The following is a 22,991-nucleotide window of genomic DNA, read 5'->3' on the forward strand; positions in this document are numbered from 1 at the left end:
CCGCCCGTCGCGCTGACGGGAAGGCGGGGCGCCGCTGTCGCGCGGCCGGGCGTCTCCGGCGCGGATCAGCGCTTGGAGTACTGCGGGGCGCGGCGGGCCTTGTGCAGACCGGCCTTCTTGCGCTCGACGACGCGGGCGTCGCGGGTCAGGAAGCCCGCCTTCTTCAGGGTGGCGCGGTTGGCGTCGCGGTCGATCTCGTTCAGGGCGCGGGCGATGCCCAGGCGCAGGGCGCCGGCCTGCCCGGAGACGCCGCCGCCGTTGATGCGGGCGATGACGTCGAAACGGCCCTCGAGGTCGAGCACGGTGAAGGGGGCCCGCACGAGCTGCTGGTGCAGCTTGTTGGGGAAGTAGTCCTCCAGGCTGCGGCCGTTCAGGGTCCACTGGCCGGTGCCGGGGATGAGGCGGACGCGGGCGACGGCCTCCTTGCGGCGGCCCAGGCCGGCGCCGGGAGCGGTGATGGACTGGCCACGGCCCTCGGATGAGCCGGTGGTCTCGGTGGTGTAGCTGGAGGGGGCGTTCTCCTCGTCCAGCGCGTCGATGTCAACAGTGGTCTCAGCCACAATGTGTCCTTTGCTTGTCGCGGGGTGCCGGGCGCCGGGGCGCTTACTGGGCGACCTGGGTGATCTCGAAGGGCTGCGGGTTCTGCGAGGCGTGCGGGTGCTCCGCACCCGCGTAGACCCTGAGCTTCTTGAGCTGGGCACGGCCGAGCCTGGTGTGGGGCACCATGCCCTTGACGGCCTTCTCGACGGCGCGCTCCGGGCGGGTCGCCAGCAGGTCGCGGTAGGAGATCGCCTTGAGGCCGCCAGGATAGCCCGAGTGGCGGTAGGCGAGCTTCCGGTCGGCCTTGCCGTTGGTCAGGACGACCTTGTCGGCGTTGACAATGATGACGTAGTCGCCGCAGTCCTCATTGGGGGCGAACTGGGGCTTGTGCTTCCCACGGAGCAGGGTCGCGGCCTGAGCCGCGAGGCGGCCGAGGACGACGTCGGTGGCGTCAATGACGTACCAGTTCTTCTCGACGTCGCCAGGCTTCGGTGTGTACGTGCGCACGGGCGTTGCCTTCGTTTCTCTTTGGCGAGTGGACGCGCCGGAACCAGCGCTGAAGCATCACTGGACGACGAGACCACCATGGTCAGGTGAGTGGTCGGCGCACCGGCGACCCGGGCGAGTGGGACGACACCACGGATGCGATCGCGTGCTGCACGACGCCCTCATACGATACCGGCGGCGCCGGATGGGGGTCAAAGGAACCGCTCGTTACCGCACGTGAATCCCGCCACGCGCCCGCAACGGCCCGTCGGCAGCCCCGCGAGACGGCCTCCTCAGCAGCAGCGGCCCCTTCCCCCGCGTGCGGGACCGCGCAGGGTCCGCGCGCGCTCGGCCTGCGCCGCCAGCTCGTCGTCGGCGGGGTAGTCCACGGCCTCCAGGGTGAGCCCGTGGGCCGGGGCGAGCGGCGCGGCGTCCCGGCGCGAGCGCGCCGCCAGCAGCGCTGCGGGCCATGCCGGGGGCCTGCGGCCCCGCCCGACCGCGATGCCGGCCCCGACCAGGGATCGCACCATGGAGTGGCAGAAGGCGTCGGCCTCCACCGTCAGGGCGACCAGTCCGGCGTCACCGCCCGGGTCCCCGGTGGCCGCCCGCCGCCACTCCAGGCGGCGCAGGGTGCGGATGGTCGTGGCGCCGGCGCGCGGCCTGCAGTAGGACAGGAAGTCGTGCTCTCCCAGCAGCGGCGCGGCCGATGCCGCCATGGCGTCGACGTCGAGGCGCCCGGCCTCCCACAGGACCTGCCCGCGGCGGGCGGGATCGCGCGGCGAACCGGCGTCGGCGATCCGGTAGACGTAGCGGCGGCCGACGGCGGAGAACCGGGCGTCGAAGGCGGCGGGCACCACGCGGGCGCCGGTGACCGCGATGTCAGAGGCGCCGCGCGGCGTGCCGGGCAGGCCGCGGGCCTCGCGCGCCAGGACCCCGGCCAGGCGGGCGAGCAGGGCGGTCCCGGGGGGCCGGTCGGAGCGCCCCGGCAGCCCCGCCCAGGCCTCCCGGCTCACGTCCAGGTGCGCCACCTGGGCGGCGGCGTGCACGCCGGCGTCGGTGCGGCCCGCCACCGTCAGCCTGACGGGCGAGCGCAGGACCGTGCGCAGGGCGTCGGTCAGGACGCCCTCGACGGTGCGCAGGCCCGGTTGCGCGGCCCAGCCGCTGAAGGCGGCGCCGTCGTAGGCCAGGTCCAGGCGCAGGCGGAGGACTCGCGGGTCCCGCTCCCCCGCAGTGCGAAGGGTCTCGGTCATAGGGGCCATTCGATCACGTCCGGACGATTGAGTCCGGGGGTGGCGTGCGAAGAGGCGTCCTTCGCTCGGCTCCACAGCCCCCGCCCTCTTCTTCTTGTCGAGATCTACCGGTCTTGGCGAAGGGGGCCGCGGGCCCGCCCGACGCGCTCCGCGCTGTCGGAACCGGGCATCTGGCGCGCCCGCGGGCGGCGCGCGCGGGCGGTCGACGCGGTAGCGTCGTGCCCGTGACCACGATCTCCACGCTCTCCGTCGACTGCGGCGGCGGCGGCATCAAGGCCTCGGTGCTCGACGCCGCCGGCGCCATCGTCTCCCGCGCCGTGCGCACCCCCACCCCCTACCCGCTGCCCCCGGCCAAGCTGGTCGAGACGATCGCGGGCCTGGCCGAGCAGCTGCCCCAGGCCGACCGGGTGACGGTCGGCATGCCGGGCATGATCCGCCACGGCGTCGTCATCGCCACGCCCCACTACATCACCAGGGACGGCCCCCGGTCCCGGGTCCTGCCCGAGCTGGTCGAGCAGTGGGCCCGCTTCGACATGGGCGAGGCGATCGCCGCCCGCCTCGGGATCCCCTCCCTCATACTCAACGACGCCGAGGTGGCGGGGTGCGGGGTCGTCACGGGCCGCGGGCACGAGATGATCGTGACGCTGGGGACGGGGCTGGGCAACGCGGTCTTCGACAACGGGATCCTCGCCCCGCACGTCGAGGTCTCCCAGGGGCCGGTGCGCTGGGGCCTGACCTATGACGACTACATCGGCGAGCACGAGCGCCTGCGCCTGGGCGACGCGCACTGGTCGCGCCGGGTGCGGCGGGTGGTCGATGCGCTGCGGCCCATGTACCTGTGGGACCGCCTGTACCTCGGCGGTGGCAACTCCCGCCGCATCACCGCCTTCCAGCTCAGCAGGATCGGCGACGACGTCGTCGTGGTCCCCAACGAGGCCGGCATGACCGGTGGCGCCCGATGCTGGGAGATGGCTCGCGCGGCCCGCTCCTGAGGCCCGCACACACGCACCGGTCCCCCGGCTCAGCCGAGCCGGGGGACCGGTGGTTATTCAGATGCGCTGCGGGGCGCCTCGCCCTCAGGCGCGGCGGCGCGACAGCTTCAGGCCGAGACCACCGGCGGCCAGGGCCGCGACGGCGGCCAGGCCGGTCGCGCCGGCGGCGGCACCGGTGTGGGCCAGCGCGGGCTTCTTGGGCTCGGTAGCCGGAGCGGCGACCGCGTCGGTCGTGGCGGCAACGGGCTCACCGGCGGCCGGCGCAGCGGGCTGCTCCGGGGCTGCGGGCTTCTCCGCGCCACCCTGGCCCTGGCCGTTGTCACCGGGCTTCTCCGCGCCGTCGTCGGGCTCGATCGGAACCTCGGGCAGGACGGGGTTGGCGGGGATCTCCACGTCTCCACCGCCCTTCCTCTCGTTACCGCCGGCGTCGTTGGAGCCGCCGTGGTTGGAGGGGTTGGTGGGCGTCACGGACGGGGTCGCAGTCGGCTCGGCGGTCGGAGCGGGCTCCGTGGGGACGACCGAGGGAGTCGGGGTCGGCTCGTCGTTGGTTCCGTCGCCGTCGCCCTGGCCGACGGTGCGGGCCTTCGCCGTGGCGGTCAGGTTCTCGCCGTTGACCGTGGCCGTGTTGTCCTTGGTGTCGGAGTCCGTGCTGGAGGTCGAGGTGTAGAAGACTCGGCAGACGGTCTCGCTGTTGTCAACCGACCAGGAGACCGTGTGGTTGTCCTTGTCGTTCTTGACGTCGGTCACCCTCCACTTCTGGGACCAGTCGGAGTTCGTGCACTCGACCTTGCTGTAGGTGCCCTCGGGGTCGACGACGGTGTAGGAGGTGGAGCCGTAGACGTTGACCGTCCAGGTCCAGGTGTAGGTGCCGTCCTTCAGGTCGCTCATCCAGCCGATCTTGGCGTTCTTCTTGCGGGCCTGCTCGGGGATCACGCCGTCGCAGTGGTCGGTGTCGCAGGTGCCGTCGCCGTCGCTGTCACCGGGGACGACCTTGAAGGTCTTGCCGTTGGCAACGACCGTCGACTCCTTCTTGCCGATGAGGTCGGGGGTGATCTGGCCGCGGGCCGACAGGGTGCCGACGACGTGGTCCCACTGCTCGACGGTGTCGTTGAGAGTGCAGGTCAGGTGCTGGGAGTTGATGACCGCGGTGCAGTCGCCGAGGGTGACCGACGGGTCGTCCTTCTTGACGAGCTTGAAGTCAACGCCGCTGGCCCACTGCAGCCCCTCGCCGAGGTCGAGGGTCAGGGTCTGCCCGGCCTTCGGGTGGTCGGCGTTCCAGTCAGCGGTGATGCTGAGCTGGGCCCAGCTCTCGGCGTTGTTCGACTTGGTGACGACATTGGTGACGTTCACGGGTCCCGGGTCGTCGGCCTGGGCCACGGGCACGGCCAGTGCGGCCCAGCCCAGGGTCGTGGCGAGACCGGTGGCGGCGAACACGCCAACCACACGCCGCGTCAGGGATCGCGTGGTCGGCCTGCTGGCAGATGTTCTTGCTAGAGGCATGGGAACTCCATCGGGGTAGATCGCAACTTGAGTTACCGGATCAGCCTAGCGCGATCGTGACCAAAGTGAAACCTCATAAGGGAAGAACATCGAAATCAAGCGTGAGTCTTGTCACGACAAATATGTGATTATGAGACGTCTACGACAGCCGTGGGGTCCGGTCGCCAGTCGGCGACCGGACCCCACGGCGCGGAGAGCGTGCGCACAGGCCTCAGGCGCCGGGCGCCTCGTCGCCCTTGTCGGCGGCATCGGCGGCACCGTCGGCACCGGCGGAGGGCGCCTGCACGGAGGCCTCCTCCGTCTGGTCGGCACCCTCCCCGGCCTGCTCGGTCCCCTCGGCGCGGTCGGTCGCGGCCTTGGCAGCGGCCCGCTTGGCGGTCTCGACGGCGTCGGCCACAGCCTCCTTCTTGGCCACGGGCTCCAGGACCAGCGAGATCACGGCCATGGGAGCGTTGTCGCCCCTGCGCGGCCTGGTCTTGATAATGCGGGTGTAGCCGCCGTTGCGCCCCTCGAACTGGGGGGCGAGCTCCTCGAAGAGGCGGTAGACGGCGTACTTGTCCGTGATCTTCTTCATCACAGTGCGGCGGGCGTGCAGGTCGCCGCGCTTGCCCTTGGTGATGAGCTTCTCGGCGTAGGGGCGCAGGCGCCGGGCGCGGGCCTCCGTCGTCGTGATCGACTCGTGGATGATGAGCTGGGTGGCGAGGTTGGCCAGCATGTGGCGCTCGTGCTGGGCGCTTCCACCCAGGCGGGGACCCTTGGTTGGGCGAGGCATGGTTGTCTCCTAGTGAAATGACGGGCGGGCTCAGGCGTGCTGCTCGTCGCTGAACGTGGGGCTGGTGTAGTCGTCCTCGGAGGCGTAGTCGGCCGGGGAGCCCTTGAGGGACAGGCCCAGCTCGGCCAGCTTCTCCTTGATCTCGGAGATCGACTTGGCACCGAAGTTGCGGATGTCGAGCAGGTCCGCCTCGCTGCGTGCGACGAGCTCGCCGACGGTGTGGATGCCCTCGCGCTTGAGGGCGTTGGAGGAGCGCGCCTGCAGGTCCAGCTCGTCGATCATGAGGGCGAGGTCCTGCTGGAGCGCCTGGTCCATGGGCGAGGGGCCGACCTCGATGCCCTCGGCCTCGACGTTGAGCTCGCGGGCCAGCCCGAAGAGCTCGACCAGCGTCTTGCCGGCCGAGGCCAGCGCGTCGCGGGGCGTCATGGAGGCCTTGGTCTCGACATCGACGATGAGGCGGTCGAAGTCGGTGCGCTGCTCGACTCTGGTGGCCTCGACGGCGTAGGAGACCTTCTTGACCGGCGAGTAGATCGAGTCCACGGGGATGCGGGAGATCTCCGCGTTGGGGTCCTTGTTCTGGTTGGCCGACACGTAGCCGCGGCCGCGCTCGACGGTCAGCTCGATCTCGAGCTTGCCCTTCTCGTTGAGGGTGGCGATGACCAGCTCGGGGTTGTGGATCTCGACGCCGGCGGGCGGGGTGATGTCACCGGCGGTGACGGCTCCCGGCCCGGACTTGCGCAGGTACATCACGACCGGCTCGTCGTTCTCGCTGGAGAGCACGATCTCCTTGATGTTGAGGATGATCTGCGTGACATCCTCCTTGACTCCGGCGATCGTGCGGAACTCGTGCGGGACTCCGTCGATGCGCACGGAGGTGACGGCCGCGCCCGGGATGGACGACAGCAGCGTGCGGCGCAGTGAGTTGCCGAGCGTGTATCCGAAACCGGGCTCGAGGGGCTCGATGACGAACCGCGAGCGGCGGCTGTCCTCGACGACCTCCTCGGAGAGCGCGGGTCGCTGTGCAATGAGCACTGGGTTTCCTTTCGTCGCGGCGCCCGCTATATGACGCCGTTCCTCATGGTGCGGCTGCCGTCGGGGGACGCTCCCGACGGCGGCCGGCCCACCCCGGCGGGATGGACCCGTTCAGCCGTCGGCGCCCCCGGCCCTCCACCGGGCGGGGACGCCGAGGGCCGTGGAGCCTCAGACGCGGCGGCGCTTCGGGGGGCGGCAGCCGTTGTGGGCCTGGGGTGTCACGTCCGTGATGGAGCCGACCTCGAGGCCGGCGGCCTGGAGGGAGCGGATCGCGGTCTCGCGGCCAGAGCCGGGCCCCTTGACGAAGACGTCGACCTTCTTCATGCCGTGCTCCTGCGCCCGGCGGGCGGCGGCCTCGGCGGCGAGCTGGGCGGCGTAGGGGGTCGACTTGCGGGAGCCCTTGAAGCCGACCTGGCCGGAGGAGGCCCAGGCGATGACGGCGCCGTGGGGGTCGGTCAGGGACACGATCGTGTTGTTGAAGGTCGACTTGATGTAGGCGTGGCCGTGCGTGACGTTCTTGCGGTCCTTGCGGCGCGGCTTGCGCACGGTGGAGCGGGTCTTGGGGGGCATTCTTCCTTCTTCTTCGATGAGGTCGTTCCACGGCGGGCCGGGCCCGCGCCGTGGGCTGCTGCTTACCTGTTACTTGGCCTTCTTCTTGCCGGCCACGGTCCGCTTGGGGCCCTTGCGGGTGCGCGCGTTGGTCTTGGTGCGCTGGCCGCGCACCGGCAGGTGGCGGCGGTGGCGCAGACCCTGGTAGCAGCCGATCTCGATCTTGCGGCGGATGTCGGCCTGGACCGCGCGGCGCAGGTCGCCCTCCACCCGGTAGCTGGCCTCGATGTGGTTGCGCAGGGCGACCAGCTCGTCCTCGGCGAGGTCCTTGACGCGGGTGTCCGGGTTGACCCCGGTGGCCGCGAGGGTCTCGCCCGCACGTGTGCGCCCGATCCCGAAGATGTAGGTGAGAGCGACCTCGACTCGCTTGTCGCGAGGCAGGTCGACACCGGAAATACGTGCCACTGCGGTGGTTCTCCTGTGTGCTCCCGGAGGTCGTCACCCGCCCCTCCGTCATCTCATCGACGGCCCCGGCCTCCGGGAACCGGGGGTTGCGGACCGGCGCGAGCCGGCGGCCGCTGGAGCGGGCGCTGATTGTGGGCCACCGACCGGCGCTGATCGCCGCAGTGGCCGCGCGCGAGGGCTCAGCCCTGGCGCTGCTTGTGCCGCGGGTTGGAGCAGATGACCATGACGCGGCCGTGGCGACGGATCACCTTGCAGCTGTCACAGATCTTCTTCACGCTCGGCTTGACCTTCATAATGTTCCTCCGTCGTCCCCGTGCGGGGAGGACTGTCACTTGTACCGATAGACGATGCGGCCGCGGGAGAGGTCATAGGGGCTCAGCTCCACGACCACGCGGTCCTCGGGGAGGATGCGGATGTAGTGCTGCCGCATCTTGCCGGAGATGTGCGCGAGCACGACGTGCCCGTTGCTCAGCTCCACCCGGAACATCGCGTTCGGAAGGGCCTCGACGACCGAACCCTCGACCTCGATGACGCCGTCCTTCTTAGCCATGTTCCTCCGCCGGTGCTTTCTCGCTCGAGTTCCTCCGACGACGACGCCGTCGGACGACGCGCCCTCGGGCCCACCGCCTCGCCTGCACCCTTGCGGGCTCCCCACGCGGCCTGCAAACGCGAGCGCGCCGGGCCACCTGGCGCACCGACTGCCAAGAATACGACAGGCCGCCCGCCAACCACCATGCGAGATCAGGCGCAACCGCGGTGTTTCCGGACACACCGGGACGGGGTGGGCCGGGGCTGCGGCCTCAGCGCAGCGGGCGCGGCTCGATGCCGTAGGGGTCCAGCCCCTCCACCCCGCCGTCGGAGGCGGTCAGGACCCACACGCCCCCGGGCACCAGCGCCACCGTGTGCTCCCACTGGGCGGCACGCGACCCGTCGGCGGTCACCGCCGTCCACCCGTCGTCGAGCTCCTCGACCTCGGGCTCGCCGGCGGTGAGCATGGGCTCGACTGCGAGCACCATGCCCGGCCGCAGGCGGGCCCCGCGGCGCCTGACCGAGTAGTTCAGGACGTCGGGCGCCATGTGCATGGCGGTGCCGATCCCGTGGCCGACGTAGTCCTCGAGGATGCCCAGGCAGATGCCGTGGTCGCGGCACGCCTCGGCGACGACGTCCTCGACGGCGTCGCCGACGGCGTTGATGCGCCCCGCGCGCCCGGAGGCGTCCCCGGCCAGCGCGCGGGCGAGCGCCGCGATGGCCGCCCACAGGGCCCGGCGGGTCGTGGTGTCCAGGACCCGGTCGGCGTCGCCGGCGTAGCGCCCGCCGACGACGGTGGTGAAGGCGGCGTCGCCGTGCCACTGGGTGCCGGACTCGTCGAGCACGTAGGCGCCGCAGTCGAAGGTCACCAGGTCGCCCTCGCGCAGCACCCGCTCCCCCGGGATGCCGTGCACGACCTCCTCGTTGACCGAGATGCACACGGTGGCCGGGTAGTCGTAGTAGCCCAGGAAGTTGGAGTGGGCGCCGGAGCGCTCGATCGTGGCCGCGCACACGGCGTCGAGCTCGCCGGTGGTCACCCCCGGGCGCACCGCCTCGCGCAGAGCGGCATGGACATCAGCGACGACGAGGCCCGCGCGTCGCATGTGACGCACCTGGTCGGGCGTCTTGATCTCAATGCGGTTGCGCAGTCTCACGCTTCCTCCTGCGTGTGGTGGCCGACCGGTCAGGCGGCCGCGCGGGAGGCGAGCGCGGCCATAATGCGCTCGGTGACCTCGTCGACGTCGCCGGTGCCGTCGACCCGCACGAGCAGGCCGCGGCCCTCGTACAGCGCGGCCAGCGGCTCGGTGGCCTCGGCATAGACCTCGAGACGACGGCGGATGACCGACTCAGTGTCGTCGGCGCGGTTCTGCTCGGTGGCCCGCTTGAGGAGGCGGTCGACGACGACCTCGGCGTCCGCGGTGATCTCCAGGACGACGTCCAGGGCGAGACCGCTGTCGGCAAGCATGGCGTCGAGCTCGTGGACCTGCGCCTGCGTGCGGGGGTAGCCGTCCAGCAGGAAGCCCTGCGCGGCGTCGGCCTCGGCCAGGCGGTCGGCGACCATCGCGTTGGTCACGGAGTCGGGCACGTACTCGCCCCTGTCCATGTACTGCCTGGCGCGACCGCCGAGCTCGGTCCCCCTGGAGACGTTGGCGCGGAAGATGTCGCCGGTGGAGATGGCCGGGATGGACAGGCGCTCGCAGATGCGGGCGGCCTGGGTGCCCTTGCCCGCCCCGGGGGGGCCGAGGAGGACCATGCGTGTCATGAGAGGAACCCTTCGTAGTGGCGCTGCTGGAGCTGGGAGTTGATCTCCTTGACCGTCTGGAGACCGACCCCGACCATAATAAGGATGGTCGTGCCGCCGAAGGGCAGGTTCTGGGACAGCCCGAGCCAGATGACCGCGAGGGTGGGCAGCAGGGCCAGGACGACGAGGTAGACGGATCCCGCCACCGTCACGCGGTTGATGACGTACCGCAGATAGCGCGCCGTCGGCTCGCCGGCGCGGATGCCGGGGATGAACCCGCCGTACTTCTTCATATTGTCCGCGATCTCCTCGGGGTTGAAGGTGATCGCCGTGTAGAAGAAGGTGAAGAAGAGGATGAGGACGCCGTAGCCGACGAGGTAGAAGGTGTCCGTCTGCCTGAGGTTGCTCCCGATCCACTGGACCCATGAGCTCCTCGGGTCGCCGAACTGGGAGACGAGCTGGGGCATGGACAGGATCGAGGAGGCGAAGATGACCGGGATGACGCCCGCGGTGTTGATCTTGACGGGGATGTAGGTGGTCGAGCCGCCGTACTGGCGCCGGCCGACCATGCGCTTGGCGTACTGGACGGGGATGCGGCGCGTGGCCTGCTCGATGAAGACCACCGCGACGGTGGCCGCCAGGATGATGGCGACCACGATGAGGAAGTTGGAGATCCCGCCGCCCTTGGCGCTGCCCCGCGCGATGGCCAGCAGGTTCTGGGGCATGCGCGCCACGATCGAGGTGAAGATGAGCAGCGACATGCCGTTGCCGATGCCGCGCTCGGTGATGAGCTCGCCGAGCCACATGATCAGGCCGGTGCCGGCGGTCATGGTGACGACCATGAGCGCCAGCCTGAGGGTGTTGCCGTGGGCGGTGTGGGGGATGACCGGCACGCTGCAGTTGCCGAAGAGCCTGCCGGCCGCGGCCGTGGCGACAATGGTGGAGGACTGCAGCAGGCCCAGGCCGATGGTGAGGTAGCGCGTGTACTCGGTGAGCTTGGCGGTGCCCGCCTGCCCCTCCTTGTAAAGCTCCTCGAAGCGGGGGATGACGACGCGCAGCAGCTGGATGATGATCGACGCCGTGATGTAGGGCATGATGCCCAGCGCGAAGACGCTCAGTTGCAGCAGGGCACCGCCGGAGAAGATGTCGATGAGGCTCAGCAGGCCGGCCGCCCCCTGCTGCTGGCTCTCCCCGATGCACTGCTGAACATTGGTCAGGTCCACGCCCGGCGTCGGCATGACCGACCCCAGGCGGAACAGGGCCATAATGCCGAGGGTGAAGAGGAGCTTCGCCCTGAGGTCCGGCGTCCTGAACGCCTGCATGAACGCGCTGAGCACTCGGTCTCCTCTGGTTGCGGAAAGATGTCAGGGCGCCGATCCGCCCGCCGCGGGCGCTGGCGCTCCGGCGCCGGGAGAGCACCGCACGCCACCCTACCCTGCCTCCGGCCAGTGTCACCGGGTCGCGGCGCGGCCGCAACGGGGTATCGGTCACGCCGCCGGGGCCGCGCTGCGAGAGAGCGGGAACGGGCGCGCACCGGCCCCCTTCGGCGAGATCGGTCGTATTCCGGCTCGAGATCGGTTCACTTCCGCGCCGAGATCGGTCGAGTTCCGGCTCGAGATCGGTTCCGAGTACCAGGAGCCCCAAAAACCTCTTCAGTCACACCCGTCCCGTTATGGATTACGGGCCGCTCAGCTCACCGCGGCCGATCGCAGCCCGGCCCCAGAACCGGATGTCCGTCAGAATGACATTAGAGCTCCTGGGCGCCGTCCCGCTCGACGACCGCCCCTGCAATGACGCGGCTCCCCACCGGTGCTCCGAGAGCCCGGGCGGCCAATGTCATTCTGGCGGACACCCGCCCGCCCCGGAGCCGGCCATCGAGACGGCTGACTCCGGGGCAACGAGGATGACCGGCAGGCTCCGCGAACCGATCTCGACGCGGAAGCGAACCGATCTCGGCGGAAGGGGCAGCACGGCGCCTCCCGACCCGGGTCCCGGAACGCCACCGACGACCCCCGCCCCCTCCGGCGAACAGCTCCCGACGCCGCCGCGTCGAGAAGCCGGAGCCAGAACCGGAACCTAGACGATTGATTCCGGGGCGGGACCGAGCCGAGCGCCCGCCCCAACGTCAACGGAGGTTCATCGCATGAACGTACCTTTCTCGCATCCTACTGGGGGGTAGAGCTCAGTAGGATGCGAGAAAGGTACGTTGACGTTGGGAAGGTACGTTCACGTTCGCCGGCGCACCCCGGGCGGACGCCCAGACGACGGGCCCCGCACCGCTCTGCGCCGCCTCGCGCCGTCTGCGGCGGCTCCTCAGGCCGGCAGACCTCCGCGTCGAGATCGACCAGATCCCCCACGAAGTCGTACCCTCACCCACCGGGTCGCACCTCAGGGGACGCGGCCGTGCCTTTAACGTACGACCGCTCCCCCTGAGGTACGACCGCGAAGGATGCGACCGGGCGACCCGCCCTGTTAGAACCAATCATCTAAGCCCTGTTGCGAAAGTGCGGAGGTGGTCGGCGCGGGCTGGTGAGCCGTAAAAAGCGGTCGCGCACGTGGAGGCGGACCCCGCAGGAGCGGTCGCCGCCTCCCCGCATGAAGCTGCGGCGAACCAGGCATCAGCAAGCAAGGGAACGACCATGGGCGGCGTCATTCGGGAGGCCATCGAGCAGCGTGCGAAGACCCTCATGGACGACCCCTCCTGGATCGACGAGGTGGAAGACCTTCAGCGTCGGCTGGAGCCTCTTCTGCCTCCGAGGCGCTGAGCGTTCGGCACATGCCGAACGCGAGGCCCTGTACCCGCCAGGATCGAGTGCGCAAGGCTCTGCCCCGCGTCGTTGACGGCAAGGGCCCCGTCCTGCGGCTGAGCGGCAGGACGGGGCTCCTGGGCATGCACGGGGAGGTACCCCGCGCACGTGACGAGATATCAGCGAGCGGTGAGTGAGCCTCCGGCCGCCTCGATCTTCTCCTTGGCGGAGGCGGACCAGGCGTCGACGACGACGTCGAGCTTGACCTCCACATCGCCCGAGCCCAGGACCTTGACCAGGTGGCGCCCGCGCACGGCGCCCTTGGCGACGAGGTCCTCGACGGTGACCGCGCCGCCGTCGGGGAAGAGCTCGACGATGCGGCCGACGTTGACGGGCTGGTACTCGACGCGGTTGGGGTTCCTGAAGCCGCGCAGCTTGGGCAGCCGCATGTGCAGCGGCATCTGACCGCCCTCGAAGCCGGGACGGACCCGGCGACGGGCCTTGGTCCCCTTGGTTCCGCGGCCGGCAGTCTTGCCCTTGGAGCCCTCACCGCGGCCCACGCGGGTCTTGGCCTTCTTGGATCCGGGGGCGGGGCGGAGGTGGTGCAGCCTGATGATCTGCCCCTCCTCGGCCTGCCCCCCGGTCTTCTTGGTGTCAGCCATCTCAGGCCTCCTCAACGGTGACGAGGTGCGCCACCCTGGCGATCATGCCGCGGACGGACGCGTTGTCCTCGCGGACGACGGACTGGCGGATCTTGCGCAGGCCGAGGGACTTCAGCGTCTCGCGCTGACGACGCGTGCCGCCGATGCCCGAGCGGACCTGGGTCACCTTGACCTGCTTGGTGGTAGTGGCCATTACGCACCCACTCCTTCAGCGGCCTTGGCGGCCTCCTTCTTCTCGGCCTCGGCGCGCTTGTGGGCCTCGCCCTCGGCGCGGGCCCGCAGCATGGACTGCGGGGCGACGTCCTCCAGGGGCAGCCCTCGGCGAGCCGCGACGGACTCCGGCTGCTCGAGCTTGGTCAGCGCGTCCACCGTCGCGTGGACGATGTTGATCGCGTTGGAGGAGCCGAGCGACTTGGACAGGACGTCGTGGACACCGGCGCAGTCCAGCACGGCGCGCACCGGACCGCCGGCGATCACGCCGGTACCGGGCGAGGCCGGGCGCAGGAGGACGACTCCGGCGGAGTCCTCGCCCTGGACCAGGTGCGGGATGGTGCGGCGGATCATCGGGACGTGGAAGAAGTTCTTCTTCGCGATCTCGACGGCCTTGGCGATGGCGGAGGGGACCTCCTTCGCCTTGCCGTATCCCACGCCCACGGTGCCCTCGCCGTCGCCGACGACGACCAGCGCCGTGAAGGTGAAGCGACGGCCGCCCTTGACGACCTTGGACACGCGGTTGATGGTGACGACGCGCTCAATGTACTTGTCGTCGTTGCCGCGGTCGCGGCGGTCGCGACGCTCGTTGCGGTCGCGACGGCCGCGGCCCTCGCCGCGCTCGTTGTCGCGCTGGCCCGAGCCGCCGGACGACGCGGACCTGTCTCGCTGCGGTGCAGCCATCAGATACTCCTTTGCTTTCTCGTCGTCTTGCTCACAGCGTCAGGCCGGCCTCGCGGGCGCCCTCGGCGACGGCCGCCACGCGACCGTGGTACTTGTTGCCGCCGCGGTCGAAGACGACCGCCTCGATGCCGAGCGCTCTGGCGCGCTCGGCCACGAGCTCGCCGACCCTGCGGGCGGCGCCGACCTTGTGGCCCGGGACCCCCTTGACGGCCTCCTCCAGGGTCGAGGCGGAGCACAGCGTGTGACCGATGGTGTCGTCCACGACCTGGGCCACCATGTGGCGGTTGGAGCGGCTGACGACCAGGCGCGGGCGCTCCGGGGTGCCGTTGACGCGCTTGCGCACGCGCTGGTGGCGGAGCTTGCGGGCCACAGCCTTGGAGTTCCTGGTCCTCTTGATCGAGTAAGCCATGGTCACTTACCAGCCTTTCCGACCTTGCGGCGCACGTTCTCGCCGGCGTAGCGCACGCCCTTGCCCTTGTAGGGCTCCGGCGGGCGGATCTTGCGGATGTTCGCGGCGACCTCGCCGACCCGCTCCTTGGAGATGCCCGAGACGATGATCTTCAGGTTCCCCTCGACCTTCAGGTCGATGCCCTCGGGGGGCTCGACCGTCACGGTGTGGGAGAAGCCCACCGAGAGCTCGACGCCGGTGCCCTTCTGGACGGCGCGGTAACCGGTGCCGACGATCTCGAGCTGCTTGGAGTAGCCCTCGGTGACGCCGATGACCATGTTGTTGATGAGCGTGCGGGACAGGCCGTGCAACGAGCGGGACTCGCGCTCGTCATTGGGGCGGGTCACCAGGATGGTGCCGTCCTCCTGGCGGGTGACGCTCAGCGGCTGGGCGATTGTGCGCGACAGGGTGCCCTTGGGGCCCTTGACCGTCACCTCGTTGCCCTCGATAGTGACGTCCACTCCGGCGGGAACCGGAACGGGAAGTCGTCCAATGCGAGACATGGTTCTCCTCCGTTCCTTATCTCACCAGACGTAGGCGAGCACTTCGCCGCCCACGCCTCTGGACTCGGCCTGCTTGTCGGTCAGCAGACCGGAGGAGGTGGACAGGATCGCCACCCCCAGGCCGCCGAGGACCTTGGGCAGGTTCGTGGACTTGGCGTAGACGCGCAGGCCGGGCTTGGAGATGCGCTTGAGGCCCTGGATGGCCCGCTGGCGGTTGGCTCCGTACTTCAGGCTCAGCGTGAGCGTCTTGCCCACCGTCGCGTCGGTGACCTCGTAGCCGGCGATGTAGCCCTCGGCCTTGAGCATCCGCGCGATGTTCACCTTGAGCTTGCTCGACGGCATCGAGACGGTGTCGTGGTAGGCGTTGTTTGCATTACGCAGACGAGTCAGCATGTCTGCGATCGGGTCTGTCATAGTCATGAGTGGGCCTCGGCCCTTCCTCGTCGTGGTTTCCTCATCGGACCTGCGACGTAAGTTCTTACCAGCTGGACTTGCTCACGCCGGGGAGCTGGCCGCTGAGGGCCATCTCGCGCAGGCAGATACGGCACAGGCCGAACTTGCGGTACACCGAGTGCGGCCGGCCGCAGCGCTGGCAGCGGGTGTAGGCGCGGACGCGGAACTTGGGCTTGCGGTTGGCCTTCTCGATCAGAGCGGTCTTCGCCATGTCACTTCTCCTTGAGGGGGAAGCCGAGCTGCTTGAGCAGCGAGCGGGCCTCCTCGTCGGTCTTGGCCGTGGTCACCACGGTGATGTCCATGCCGCGGACGCGGTCGATCTTGTCCTGGTCGATCTCATGGAAGACGGCCTGCTCGGTCAGACCGAAGGTGTAGTTGCCGTTGCCGTCGAACTGCTTCGGGGACAGGCCGCGGAAGTCGCGGATGCGGGGAAGCGCGATCGAGATGAGGCGGTCGAGGAACTCCCACATGCGGTCGCCGCGCAGCGTGGCGTGCGCGCCGATCGGCTGGCCCTCGCGCAGCTTGAACTGGGCGATGGACTTGCGGGCCCTGGTCACCTGGGGCTTCTGCCCCGTGATGGCGGCCAGGTCGCGCACGGCGCCCTCGATCATCTTGGAGTCGTGGGCGGCCTCGCCCACGCCCATGTTGACCACGACCTTGACGATGCGCCCGACCTCCATCACGTTGCCGTGCTTGAACTCCTTGCGGAGGGCCGGGTGCACCTCCTCAATGTACTTCGTCTTCAGGCGGGGGGTGATCTTGTCAGCCTTGTCAGTCATGATCACAGGTCCTCCCCGGACTTCTTGGCGTAGCGCACGCGAACCAGGCGCTTGCGGCCGTCGGGGCGCACGCCCTCCTCGACGCGGAAGCCGACGCGGGTGCGCTTCTTGGTCTTGGGGTCGATGGGCATGACGTTGGAGATGTGGATCGGGGCCTCCACGGTCTCGATGCCGCCGGTGCGAGCGCCCTGGGCGTTCTGCCCGGCCTTGACGTGCTTGGTCACGCGCTGAACGCCCTCGACGACGACACGGTCGACGGCGGGCATCACCTTGAGCACGCGCCCCGTCTTGCCCTTGTCCTTGCCGGCGATGACGATGACCTGGTCACCCTTCTTAATGCGCGCCATATTCAGATCACCTCCAGGGCGAGCGAGACAATGCGCATGAACTTCTTCTCGCGAAGCTCACGGCCGACGGGGCCGAAAATGCGCGTGCCGCGCGGCTCCACGTCGTTCTTGAGGAGGACGGCGGCGTTGTCATCGAAACGGATGTACGAGCCGTCCGGGCGCCGGCGCTCCTTGCGCGTGCGCACGATGACGGCCTTGACGACATCGCCCTTCTTGACATTGCCGCCGGGGATGGCGTCCTTCACGGTGGCGACGATCGTGTCACCGATACCCGCATAGCGCCGACCCGAGCCGCCGAGCACACGGATGCAAAGGATCTCCTTGGCACCGGTGTTGTCGGCGACCTTCAGTCGCGACTCCTGCTGGATCATTGAGTGTTCTCCTGTCGTCGAGCCGGTTCTCGACCCTCCCGAGGGCGAGCGAGCCTGGCCGAACGTTCCTTCTTCTCTTGCGTGCTGCTCTGCCCGCCGGGGGCGGGTGGAGTCCGCGGCTCGCTCTTCCGCCAGACACAGGCGCACGAGGCACGAGGTCTCCGGCGGACGCGCCGAGGGCGCACGCAACTCCGTCACTCTAGTGCAGGCCGCAAGTGAGGCGGTACCGCGCAGCCTTCCGCCCGCCTGTGCCTTTGCTCACCGGCGCCGCCCGCTCCCGTTTCGGCTCTACGACGACGGCGCCGTCGTCGGCCGATCGCCGCCGCCCGCGCGGCCACCGGGATGGTGGGCGGGGACGCGAGCGGCGATTGACGGACGCCGCAGCGCCCGGGCGGGGTGCTGCGGCGTCGCGCGCGGTCGCCGGCCTCGGTGGGCCGGACTCAGCAAGAGGTCACTTGGCCTTCTCAATGATCTCGACCAGGCGCCAGTGCTTGGTGGCGCTCAGCGGGCGGGTCTCCATAATCCGGACAAGGTCGCCGGGGTGAGCCTCATTGTGCTCGTCGTGGACCTTGACCTTCTTGGAACGACGGAGGACCTTGCCGTACAGGGAGTGCTTGTAGCGCTCCTCGACCTCGACGACGACGGTCTTGTCCATCTTGTCGGACACGACGTAGCCGCGGCGGACCTTGCGCTGGTTGCGCTCCTTGGGCTCGGTGGGCTCGGTGGCGCTGTTGTTACTCTGCTCGCTCACTTGGACTCCTGGCTGCTGGGAGCGGTACGGATGCCGAGCTCGCGCTCGCGCACGATCGTGTGGATACGGGCGATGTCGCGACGCACGGCCTTAAGACGGCCGTGGTCCTCGAGCTGTCCGGTCGCGGCGGCGAACCGGAGGTTGAACAGCTCAGCCTTGGCCTTGGAGAGCTCCTCGGCGAGGCGCTCGTTGTCCATGGCGTCCAGGTCGGTCGGGGTCAGATCCTTCGAGCCGATGGCCATCAGACGTCACCACCCTCACGAGTCACGAAACGGGTCTTCATCGGAAGCTTGTGCTGGGCGCGGCGCATGGCCTCGCGGGCGAGCGCCTCATCGACACCGCCGAGCTCGAACATGACGCGTCCGGGCTTGACGTTGGCGATCCACCACTCGGGGGCGCCCTTGCCGGAGCCCATGCGGGTCTCGGCGGGCTTCTTGGTCAGCGGGCGGTCCGGGAAGATGTTGATCCACACCTTGCCGCCGCGCTTGATGTGACGGGTCATGGCAATACGGGCCGCCTCGATCTGGCGGTTGGTGACGTAGGCGTGCTCCAGGGCCTGGATGCCGTACTCACCGAAGGCGATCCGATTGCCGCCCTTGGACATGCCCGTGCGGTGCGGGCGGTGCTGCTTGCGGAACTTGGTCCGGCGAGGGATGAGCACGGCTCAGGCCTCCGTTCCCTGGTCTGCTGCGGCAGCGTTCTTCTCGGCGGCCGGCGCCTGCTCGGCCTGCTGCTGCTCACTCTGGCGCGGAGCGCGATCGCCGCGGCGGCCGCGGCGATCGCCTCGGCCGCCACGACCGCGCGGACCGGACTCGGCCTGCTGGCGAGCGAACTCGCGCTCGGTCATGTCGCCCTTGTAGATCCACACCTTGACGCCGAGACGTCCGAAGGTGGTCTTGGCCTCGTAGAAGCCGTAGTCGATATTGGCCCGCAGGGTGTGCAGCGGCACACGGCCCTCGCGGTAGAACTCCGAGCGGCTCATCTCGGCCCCGCCCAGGCGGCCGGAGCACTGCACCCGCACGCCCTTGGCGCCGGCGCGCATGGCCGACTGCATGCCCTTGCGCATGGCGCGGCGGAAGGAGACGCGGCTGGCGAGCTGCTCGGCGATGCCCTGGGCCACCAGCTGGGCGTCCAGGTCGGGGCTCTTGACCTCCAGGATGTTGAGCTGGACCTGCTTGCCGGTCAGCTTCTCAAGCTGGCCGCGCAGACGCTCGGCCTCGGCGCCGCGGCGGCCGATGACAATGCCGGGGCGGGCGGTGTGCAGGTCGACGCGGACGCGGTCGCGGGTGCGCTCGATGTCGACCTTGGAGATGCCGGCGCGCTCCATGCCGTCCGCCATGAGACGACGGATCTTGACGTCCTCGTCCACGAAGTCGCGATAGCGCTGGCCGGACTTCGTGGAGTCGGCGAACCAGCGCGAGCGGTGGTCCGTGGTGATGCCCAGGCGGAACCCGGTCGGGTTGACCTTCTGCCCCATTACCGGGCTCCTTCCTTCGTTGCGGCGTCGGAGGCGTCCCCGACGATGACGGTGATGTGGCTGGTCCGCTTCAGGATCCGTCCGGCGCGCCCCTGAGCGCGCGGGCGGAACCGCTTGAGGGTCGGGCCCTCGTCGGCGTACACCTCGGTGATGAACAGGTCGTTCTCGTCGAAGCGCTCGCCGTCGCGCTCGGCCTTGAACCGGGCGTTGGCGATGGCGGACTCGATGACCTTGCGCACCGGCACCGCGGCGGCCTGCGGGGCGAACCGCAGCACGTTCACGGCCTCGACCGCCCGCTTGCCGCGGACGACGTTGACGATCCGGCGCGCCTTCATCGGCGTGCAGCGCACGTACTTGGCCTGCGCCTTGGCTTCCATGTTCTCTGCCTCTCTATCTTCCACCGGCGTCAGCGACGCGACTTGCGGTCGTCCTTGACGTGCCCGCGGAAGGTGCGGGTCGGAGCGAACTCGCCGAGCTTGTGGCCCACCATGGACTCGGTGATGAAGACCGGGACGTGCTTGCGGCCGTCGTGGACGGCGAAGGTGTGTCCGAGGAAGTCCGGCGTGATGACCGAACGGCGGGACCAGGTCTTGATGACGTTCTTGGTGCCCTTCTCGTTCTGGGCGTCCACCTTCTTCTGGAGGTGGTCGTCGACGAAGGGACCCTTCTTCAGGCTGCGCGGCATATCAGGCTCCTATCAGCGCTTCTTGCCGGTCCGACGACGACGCACGATGAGGCGGTCGCTGGACTTCTTGGGACGACGGGTACGGCCCTCGGGCTTGCCCCATGGGGAGACGGGGTGGCGGCCGCCGGAGGTGCGGCCCTCACCACCGCCGTGCGGGTGGTCCACGGGGTTCATGACGACGCCGCGGACGGTCGGGCGCACGCCCTTCCAGCGCATGCGGCCGGCCTTGCCCCAGCTGATGTTGGACTGCTCGGCGTTGCCGACCTCGCCGACGGTGGCGCGGCAGGCGGCCTCGACGTTGCGGATCTCGCCGGAGGGCATGCGCAGCTGCGCGTACTTGCCCTCCTTGGCGACCAGCTGCACCGAGGCGCCGGCGCTCCGGGCGATCTTGGCCCCGCCGCCGGGGCGCAGCTCGACGGCGTGGACCACGGTGCCGGTGGGGATGTTGCGCAGCGGCAGGTTGTTGCCGGGCTTGATGTCCGCGTTCGGCCCCGCCTCGACCCGGTCGCCCTGGCCGAGCCGGTTGGGCGCGATGATGTAGCGCTTCTCGCCGTCGGCGTAGTGCAGCAGGGCGATGCGGGCGGTGCGGTTGGGGTCGTACTCGATGTGCGCGACCTTGGCCGGCACGCCGTCCTTGTCCGCGCGACGGAAGTCGATCAGGCGGTAGGCGCGCTTGTGGCCGCCGCCCTTGTGGCGGGTGGTGATGCGGCCGTAGCTGTTGCGGCCGCCGGTCTTGCTCAGCGGGCGCACCAGGGACTTCTCGGGCTTGGAGCGCGTGATCTCAGCGAAGTCGGCCACGGAGCCGCCGCGGCGACCCGGGGTCGTCGGCTTGTACTTACGGATTCCCATGTCGATCCTCTACCTTCCGGGTCACTTCGTCACGTCGCCGAAGATGTCGATGGTGCCCTCGCTCAGCGTGACGATGGCGCGCTTGGTGTCCTTCGACTTGCCCATGCCCGTGCGGGTACGACGGGTCTTGCCCCGCCGGTTCTGGGTGTTGACGGAGGCGACCTTGACGTCGAAGATGGCCTCGACGGCCAGCTTGATCTCGGTCTTGTTGGAACCCGGCGTCACGAGGAACGTGTACTGGCCACGGTCCATGCAGGCGTAGGACTTCTCGGAGACGACCGGGGCGACAATGACGTCGCGGGGGTTCTTGGACTTCTCGAGGCTCACTTGGACTCCTCCTCGCCCCTGCCCAGGAAGCGGTCCAAGGCGTCGGCAGTGAAGATGACGTCTTCGCTGTTGAGGACGTCGTAGGTGTTGAGCTGGTCGGCCCAGGTCACGTGGACGTCGGGCAGGTTGCGCAGGCTGAGAGTGGACAGGGTGTCCTCGCGGCCCACGACGACGAGCGCCTTGCGGTCGGTCAGGTTGCGCAGCCCGGCCAGCGCCTGCTTGGTGGAGGGCCTGTCGGCCACGAGGAACTCGGTGATGACGTGGATGCGGCCGTGGCGGGCGCGGTCGGACAGCGCCGAGCGCAGGGCGGCGGCCTTCATCTTCTTGGGAGTCCGCTGGCTGTAGTCGCGCGGCTGGGGGCCGTGGACGACGCCGCCGCCGGCGAACTGGGGGGCGCGGATGGAGCCCTGGCGGGCGCGGCCGGTGCCCTTCTGCCGGTAGGGCTTGCGGCCGCCGCCGCGGACCATGCCGCGGGTCCGGGTGGCGTGGGTACCCTGGCGGGCCGCGGCGAGCTGGGCCACGACGACCTGATGCATGAGCGGGATATTGGGCTCGACGTCGAAGACCTCGGCGGGCAGCTCGACGGTGCCGGTCCTGCGCCCCTCGGAGTCGACGATCTCGACGGAGAGCGTCTCTGTGCGGTTCTCGGGCATGAGTCTCAGGCTCCCTTCACGGCGGTACGGACGAGGACGACCGCGCCCTTGGGACCGGGGACGGCCCCGCCCACGATGAGCACGCCCTTGTCGACATCGACGCCGCGGACCTTGAGGTTCTGGACGGTGGTGGTGGCGTGGCCCATGCGGCCGGCCATGCGCAGGCCCTTGAAGATGCGGCCGGGGGTGGCGCAGGCGCCGACCGAGCCGGGCTTGCGGTGGTTGCGGTGCGCGCCGTGGGAGGCGCCCACGCCCTTGAAGCCGTGGCGCTTCATGACGCCCGCGAAGCCCTTGCCCTTGGATGTACCGGTGACATCGACCCGCTGGCCGACCTCGAAGGTGTCCGCGGCCAGCTCCTGGCCGAGGGCGAACTCGCCGGTCAGGCAGGTGCGGACCTCGGCGACGTGGCGGCGGGGGGCGACCCCGGCCTTGTCGAAGTGGCCCTTGAGGGGCTTGGTGACCTTGCGCTCGTCGATCTCGCCGAAGGCGAGCTGAACGGCCTCGTACCCGTCGGTCTCGAGGGTGCGGATCTGGGTCACGACATTGGTGTCGACGCGCACGACCGTGACGGGGCGAAGGCGTCCGCCCTCGTCCCAGATCTGCGTCATGCCGAGCTTGGTGCCGAGCAGCGCCTTTGCGGGCGCGGCGGCAGCCGGCTGGTTAAGCGTAGTCATGGCCTCTTACCTCAGAGCTTGATCTCGATGTTGACGTCGGCCGGCAGGTCGAGACGCATGAGCGAGTCAACGGCCTTGGGCGTCGGGTCGACGATGTCGATCAGCCGCTTGTGCGTGCGCATCTCGAAGTGCTCGCGGCTGTCCTTGTACTTGTGCGGCGACCGGATGACGCAGAACACGTTCTTCTCGGTCGGCAGCGGCACGGGGCCCACGACCGTCGCACCAGCGCGGGTCACGACGTCGACGATCTTGCGCGCCGAGGAGTCGATGACCTCGTGGTCGTAGGACTTGAGCCGGATGCGGATCTTCTGTCCCGCCATGGCGCCCAACCTCTCTTGCTTTCGGTGACCGGTCCACGCGCTCGGGCGTGTCGCGAGGCGACGCGCAGGAGACATCCGCTGTGAAGAAGAGGTGGCCGGTCTGGACACACGGAAACCCGGTGGCGACCGGGTCCGTCAGACTGGTTCCCGGGGCGGACCCGGGAGGCGACCGGGCGGTGCTCCAGCACCGCTCGGC

36 protein-coding genes are annotated in these 22,991 nt (G+C 69.7%); 2 read left to right on the forward strand and 34 right to left on the reverse strand.

Annotated elements, in window-relative coordinates; all coding sequences use genetic code 11:
* Positions 1–65 precede the first annotated feature (65 nt).
* From rpsI to AIF0345_RS12395, 3 genes are all read right to left on the reverse strand, one after another.
* The gene (gene rpsI / locus AIF0345_RS12385; protein WP_043558616.1) at positions 66–560 is read right to left on the reverse strand and encodes a 30S ribosomal protein S9; all 495 of its coding nucleotides are present in this window, start codon (positions 558–560) and stop codon (positions 66–68) included.
* Between the two features lie 43 nt (positions 561–603).
* Positions 604–1,047, reverse strand: a complete 444-nt coding sequence (gene rplM / locus AIF0345_RS12390; protein WP_043558619.1) for a 50S ribosomal protein L13 — start codon at positions 1,045–1,047, stop codon at positions 604–606.
* A gap of 272 nt (positions 1,048–1,319) precedes the next feature.
* A complete protein-coding gene (locus AIF0345_RS12395; protein WP_052374470.1) occupies positions 1,320–2,276 on the reverse strand; it encodes a tRNA pseudouridine synthase A in 957 nt (318 codons plus the stop codon).
* A 224-nt stretch (positions 2,277–2,500) separates the two neighbouring features.
* Between AIF0345_RS12395 and AIF0345_RS12400 the strand changes: the two genes are divergently transcribed.
* Positions 2,501–3,268 carry an ROK family protein gene (locus AIF0345_RS12400; RefSeq protein WP_043558942.1) on the forward strand — a complete coding sequence of 256 codons (768 nt, stop codon included), beginning with the start codon at positions 2,501–2,503 and terminating at the stop codon, positions 3,266–3,268.
* An 84-nt stretch (positions 3,269–3,352) separates the two neighbouring features.
* Here the strand turns inward: AIF0345_RS12400 and AIF0345_RS12405 are convergent, their stop codons facing one another.
* The 10 genes from AIF0345_RS12405 to secY all read right to left on the reverse strand — a co-directional run bounded on the left by AIF0345_RS12405 (position 3,353) and on the right by secY (position 11,192).
* The gene (locus AIF0345_RS12405) at positions 3,353–4,711 is read right to left on the reverse strand and encodes a hypothetical protein (RefSeq protein ID WP_285296331.1); all 1,359 of its coding nucleotides are present in this window, start codon (positions 4,709–4,711) and stop codon (positions 3,353–3,355) included.
* A gap of 268 nt (positions 4,712–4,979) precedes the next feature.
* Entirely contained in the window at positions 4,980–5,540 is a 561-nt protein-coding gene (gene rplQ, locus AIF0345_RS12410; protein WP_285296332.1) for a 50S ribosomal protein L17, read from the reverse strand.
* Between the two features lie 30 nt (positions 5,541–5,570).
* On the reverse strand, positions 5,571–6,572 hold the full coding sequence (locus tag AIF0345_RS12415) for a DNA-directed RNA polymerase subunit alpha (RefSeq protein WP_043558628.1): 1,002 nt from the start codon (positions 6,570–6,572) through the stop codon (positions 5,571–5,573).
* A gap of 168 nt (positions 6,573–6,740) precedes the next feature.
* Positions 6,741–7,142 (reverse strand): 30S ribosomal protein S11, encoded by a 402-nt coding sequence (rpsK, locus tag AIF0345_RS12420; RefSeq protein ID WP_043558631.1) that lies wholly within the window; start codon positions 7,140–7,142, stop codon positions 6,741–6,743.
* Between the two features lie 69 nt (positions 7,143–7,211).
* Positions 7,212–7,586, reverse strand: coding sequence for a 30S ribosomal protein S13 (rpsM, locus tag AIF0345_RS12425; protein ID WP_285296333.1), 375 nt, complete (start codon positions 7,584–7,586; stop codon positions 7,212–7,214).
* A 179-nt stretch (positions 7,587–7,765) separates the two neighbouring features.
* On the reverse strand, positions 7,766–7,879 hold the full coding sequence (gene rpmJ, locus AIF0345_RS12430; RefSeq protein ID WP_008729428.1) for a 50S ribosomal protein L36: 114 nt from the start codon (positions 7,877–7,879) through the stop codon (positions 7,766–7,768).
* 35 nt (positions 7,880–7,914) lie between these two features.
* Entirely contained in the window at positions 7,915–8,136 is a 222-nt protein-coding gene (gene infA / locus AIF0345_RS12435; RefSeq protein WP_003781847.1) for a translation initiation factor IF-1, read from the reverse strand.
* A 250-nt stretch (positions 8,137–8,386) separates the two neighbouring features.
* Positions 8,387–9,268: a type I methionyl aminopeptidase gene (gene map / locus AIF0345_RS12440; RefSeq protein ID WP_285296334.1), complete on the reverse strand. Its 882-nt coding sequence runs from the start codon at positions 9,266–9,268 to the stop codon at positions 8,387–8,389.
* A 29-nt stretch (positions 9,269–9,297) separates the two neighbouring features.
* Positions 9,298–9,867, reverse strand: coding sequence for an adenylate kinase (locus AIF0345_RS12445; RefSeq protein ID WP_285297943.1), 570 nt, complete (start codon positions 9,865–9,867; stop codon positions 9,298–9,300).
* Positions 9,868–9,872: 5 nt separating this feature from the next.
* A complete protein-coding gene (gene secY, locus AIF0345_RS12450) occupies positions 9,873–11,192 on the reverse strand; it encodes a preprotein translocase subunit SecY (protein ID WP_268916385.1) in 1,320 nt (439 codons plus the stop codon).
* 1,302 nt (positions 11,193–12,494) lie between these two features.
* On the opposite strand from secY, the gene AIF0345_RS12455 reads away from it, so the two are divergent.
* Positions 12,495–12,620, forward strand: coding sequence for a hypothetical protein (locus AIF0345_RS12455; protein ID WP_268916386.1), 126 nt, complete (start codon positions 12,495–12,497; stop codon positions 12,618–12,620).
* A gap of 161 nt (positions 12,621–12,781) precedes the next feature.
* Here the strand turns inward: AIF0345_RS12455 and rplO are convergent, their stop codons facing one another.
* The 21 genes from rplO to rpsJ form a co-directional block, all read right to left on the reverse strand.
* Positions 12,782–13,264 carry a 50S ribosomal protein L15 gene (gene rplO / locus AIF0345_RS12460; protein WP_268916387.1) on the reverse strand — a complete coding sequence of 161 codons (483 nt, stop codon included), beginning with the start codon at positions 13,262–13,264 and terminating at the stop codon, positions 12,782–12,784.
* A gap of 1 nt (position 13,265) precedes the next feature.
* The gene (rpmD, locus tag AIF0345_RS12465) at positions 13,266–13,457 is read right to left on the reverse strand and encodes a 50S ribosomal protein L30 (RefSeq protein ID WP_043558651.1); all 192 of its coding nucleotides are present in this window, start codon (positions 13,455–13,457) and stop codon (positions 13,266–13,268) included.
* Entirely contained in the window at positions 13,457–14,158 is a 702-nt protein-coding gene (gene rpsE, locus AIF0345_RS12470; RefSeq protein ID WP_043558654.1) for a 30S ribosomal protein S5, read from the reverse strand. Before rpsE ends, rpmD begins: the two co-directional genes overlap by 1 nt.
* A gap of 31 nt (positions 14,159–14,189) precedes the next feature.
* The gene (gene rplR, locus AIF0345_RS12475) at positions 14,190–14,567 is read right to left on the reverse strand and encodes a 50S ribosomal protein L18 (RefSeq protein WP_043558944.1); all 378 of its coding nucleotides are present in this window, start codon (positions 14,565–14,567) and stop codon (positions 14,190–14,192) included.
* 2 nt (positions 14,568–14,569) lie between these two features.
* Complete coding sequence (gene rplF / locus AIF0345_RS12480) at positions 14,570–15,109, reverse strand: 50S ribosomal protein L6 (RefSeq protein ID WP_043558656.1); 540 nt, start codon at positions 15,107–15,109, stop codon at positions 14,570–14,572.
* A 21-nt stretch (positions 15,110–15,130) separates the two neighbouring features.
* Positions 15,131–15,529 (reverse strand): 30S ribosomal protein S8, encoded by a 399-nt coding sequence (rpsH, locus tag AIF0345_RS12485; RefSeq protein ID WP_043558658.1) that lies wholly within the window; start codon positions 15,527–15,529, stop codon positions 15,131–15,133.
* Between the two features lie 58 nt (positions 15,530–15,587).
* On the reverse strand, positions 15,588–15,773 hold the full coding sequence (locus AIF0345_RS12490) for a type Z 30S ribosomal protein S14 (protein ID WP_043558661.1): 186 nt from the start codon (positions 15,771–15,773) through the stop codon (positions 15,588–15,590).
* Position 15,774: 1 nt separating this feature from the next.
* Positions 15,775–16,341 (reverse strand): 50S ribosomal protein L5, encoded by a 567-nt coding sequence (gene rplE, locus AIF0345_RS12495; protein ID WP_268916388.1) that lies wholly within the window; start codon positions 16,339–16,341, stop codon positions 15,775–15,777.
* 2 nt (positions 16,342–16,343) lie between these two features.
* A complete protein-coding gene (rplX, locus tag AIF0345_RS12500) occupies positions 16,344–16,688 on the reverse strand; it encodes a 50S ribosomal protein L24 (protein ID WP_043558667.1) in 345 nt (114 codons plus the stop codon).
* A 2-nt stretch (positions 16,689–16,690) separates the two neighbouring features.
* Positions 16,691–17,059 carry a 50S ribosomal protein L14 gene (gene rplN, locus AIF0345_RS12505; RefSeq protein WP_043558669.1) on the reverse strand — a complete coding sequence of 123 codons (369 nt, stop codon included), beginning with the start codon at positions 17,057–17,059 and terminating at the stop codon, positions 16,691–16,693.
* Positions 17,060–17,510: 451 nt separating this feature from the next.
* The gene (gene rpsQ / locus AIF0345_RS12510; RefSeq protein WP_268916389.1) at positions 17,511–17,810 is read right to left on the reverse strand and encodes a 30S ribosomal protein S17; all 300 of its coding nucleotides are present in this window, start codon (positions 17,808–17,810) and stop codon (positions 17,511–17,513) included.
* Complete coding sequence (gene rpmC, locus AIF0345_RS12515; RefSeq protein ID WP_026406680.1) at positions 17,807–18,052, reverse strand: 50S ribosomal protein L29; 246 nt, start codon at positions 18,050–18,052, stop codon at positions 17,807–17,809. The genes rpsQ and rpmC overlap by 4 nt, the downstream gene beginning before the upstream one ends.
* Complete coding sequence (gene rplP / locus AIF0345_RS12520) at positions 18,052–18,471, reverse strand: 50S ribosomal protein L16 (RefSeq protein ID WP_043558676.1); 420 nt, start codon at positions 18,469–18,471, stop codon at positions 18,052–18,054. The genes rpmC and rplP overlap by 1 nt, the downstream gene beginning before the upstream one ends.
* 3 nt (positions 18,472–18,474) lie before the next feature.
* Positions 18,475–19,287 carry a 30S ribosomal protein S3 gene (gene rpsC / locus AIF0345_RS12525; RefSeq protein ID WP_043558678.1) on the reverse strand — a complete coding sequence of 271 codons (813 nt, stop codon included), beginning with the start codon at positions 19,285–19,287 and terminating at the stop codon, positions 18,475–18,477.
* Positions 19,287–19,664, reverse strand: coding sequence for a 50S ribosomal protein L22 (rplV, locus tag AIF0345_RS12530; RefSeq protein WP_043558681.1), 378 nt, complete (start codon positions 19,662–19,664; stop codon positions 19,287–19,289). The genes rpsC and rplV overlap by 1 nt, the downstream gene beginning before the upstream one ends.
* Positions 19,665–19,693: 29 nt before the next feature.
* Positions 19,694–19,972 carry a 30S ribosomal protein S19 gene (gene rpsS, locus AIF0345_RS12535; protein ID WP_009748893.1) on the reverse strand — a complete coding sequence of 93 codons (279 nt, stop codon included), beginning with the start codon at positions 19,970–19,972 and terminating at the stop codon, positions 19,694–19,696.
* 12 nt (positions 19,973–19,984) lie between these two features.
* A complete protein-coding gene (rplB, locus tag AIF0345_RS12540) occupies positions 19,985–20,821 on the reverse strand; it encodes a 50S ribosomal protein L2 (RefSeq protein ID WP_043558687.1) in 837 nt (278 codons plus the stop codon).
* A gap of 21 nt (positions 20,822–20,842) precedes the next feature.
* Complete coding sequence (rplW, locus tag AIF0345_RS12545) at positions 20,843–21,148, reverse strand: 50S ribosomal protein L23 (RefSeq protein ID WP_043558689.1); 306 nt, start codon at positions 21,146–21,148, stop codon at positions 20,843–20,845.
* Positions 21,145–21,801: a 50S ribosomal protein L4 gene (rplD, locus tag AIF0345_RS12550; protein WP_043558691.1), complete on the reverse strand. Its 657-nt coding sequence runs from the start codon at positions 21,799–21,801 to the stop codon at positions 21,145–21,147. The genes rplW and rplD overlap by 4 nt, the downstream gene beginning before the upstream one ends.
* A 5-nt stretch (positions 21,802–21,806) precedes the next feature.
* Positions 21,807–22,475 (reverse strand): 50S ribosomal protein L3, encoded by a 669-nt coding sequence (gene rplC, locus AIF0345_RS12555; RefSeq protein ID WP_052374472.1) that lies wholly within the window; start codon positions 22,473–22,475, stop codon positions 21,807–21,809.
* Between the two features lie 11 nt (positions 22,476–22,486).
* Positions 22,487–22,795: a 30S ribosomal protein S10 gene (rpsJ, locus tag AIF0345_RS12560; RefSeq protein WP_003786051.1), complete on the reverse strand. Its 309-nt coding sequence runs from the start codon at positions 22,793–22,795 to the stop codon at positions 22,487–22,489.
* Between the last annotated feature and the right edge of the window lie 196 nt (positions 22,796–22,991).

It is taken from the genome of Actinomyces israelii (assembly GCF_030253495.1).
Lineage (GTDB): Bacteria > Actinomycetota > Actinomycetes > Actinomycetales > Actinomycetaceae > Actinomyces > Actinomyces israelii.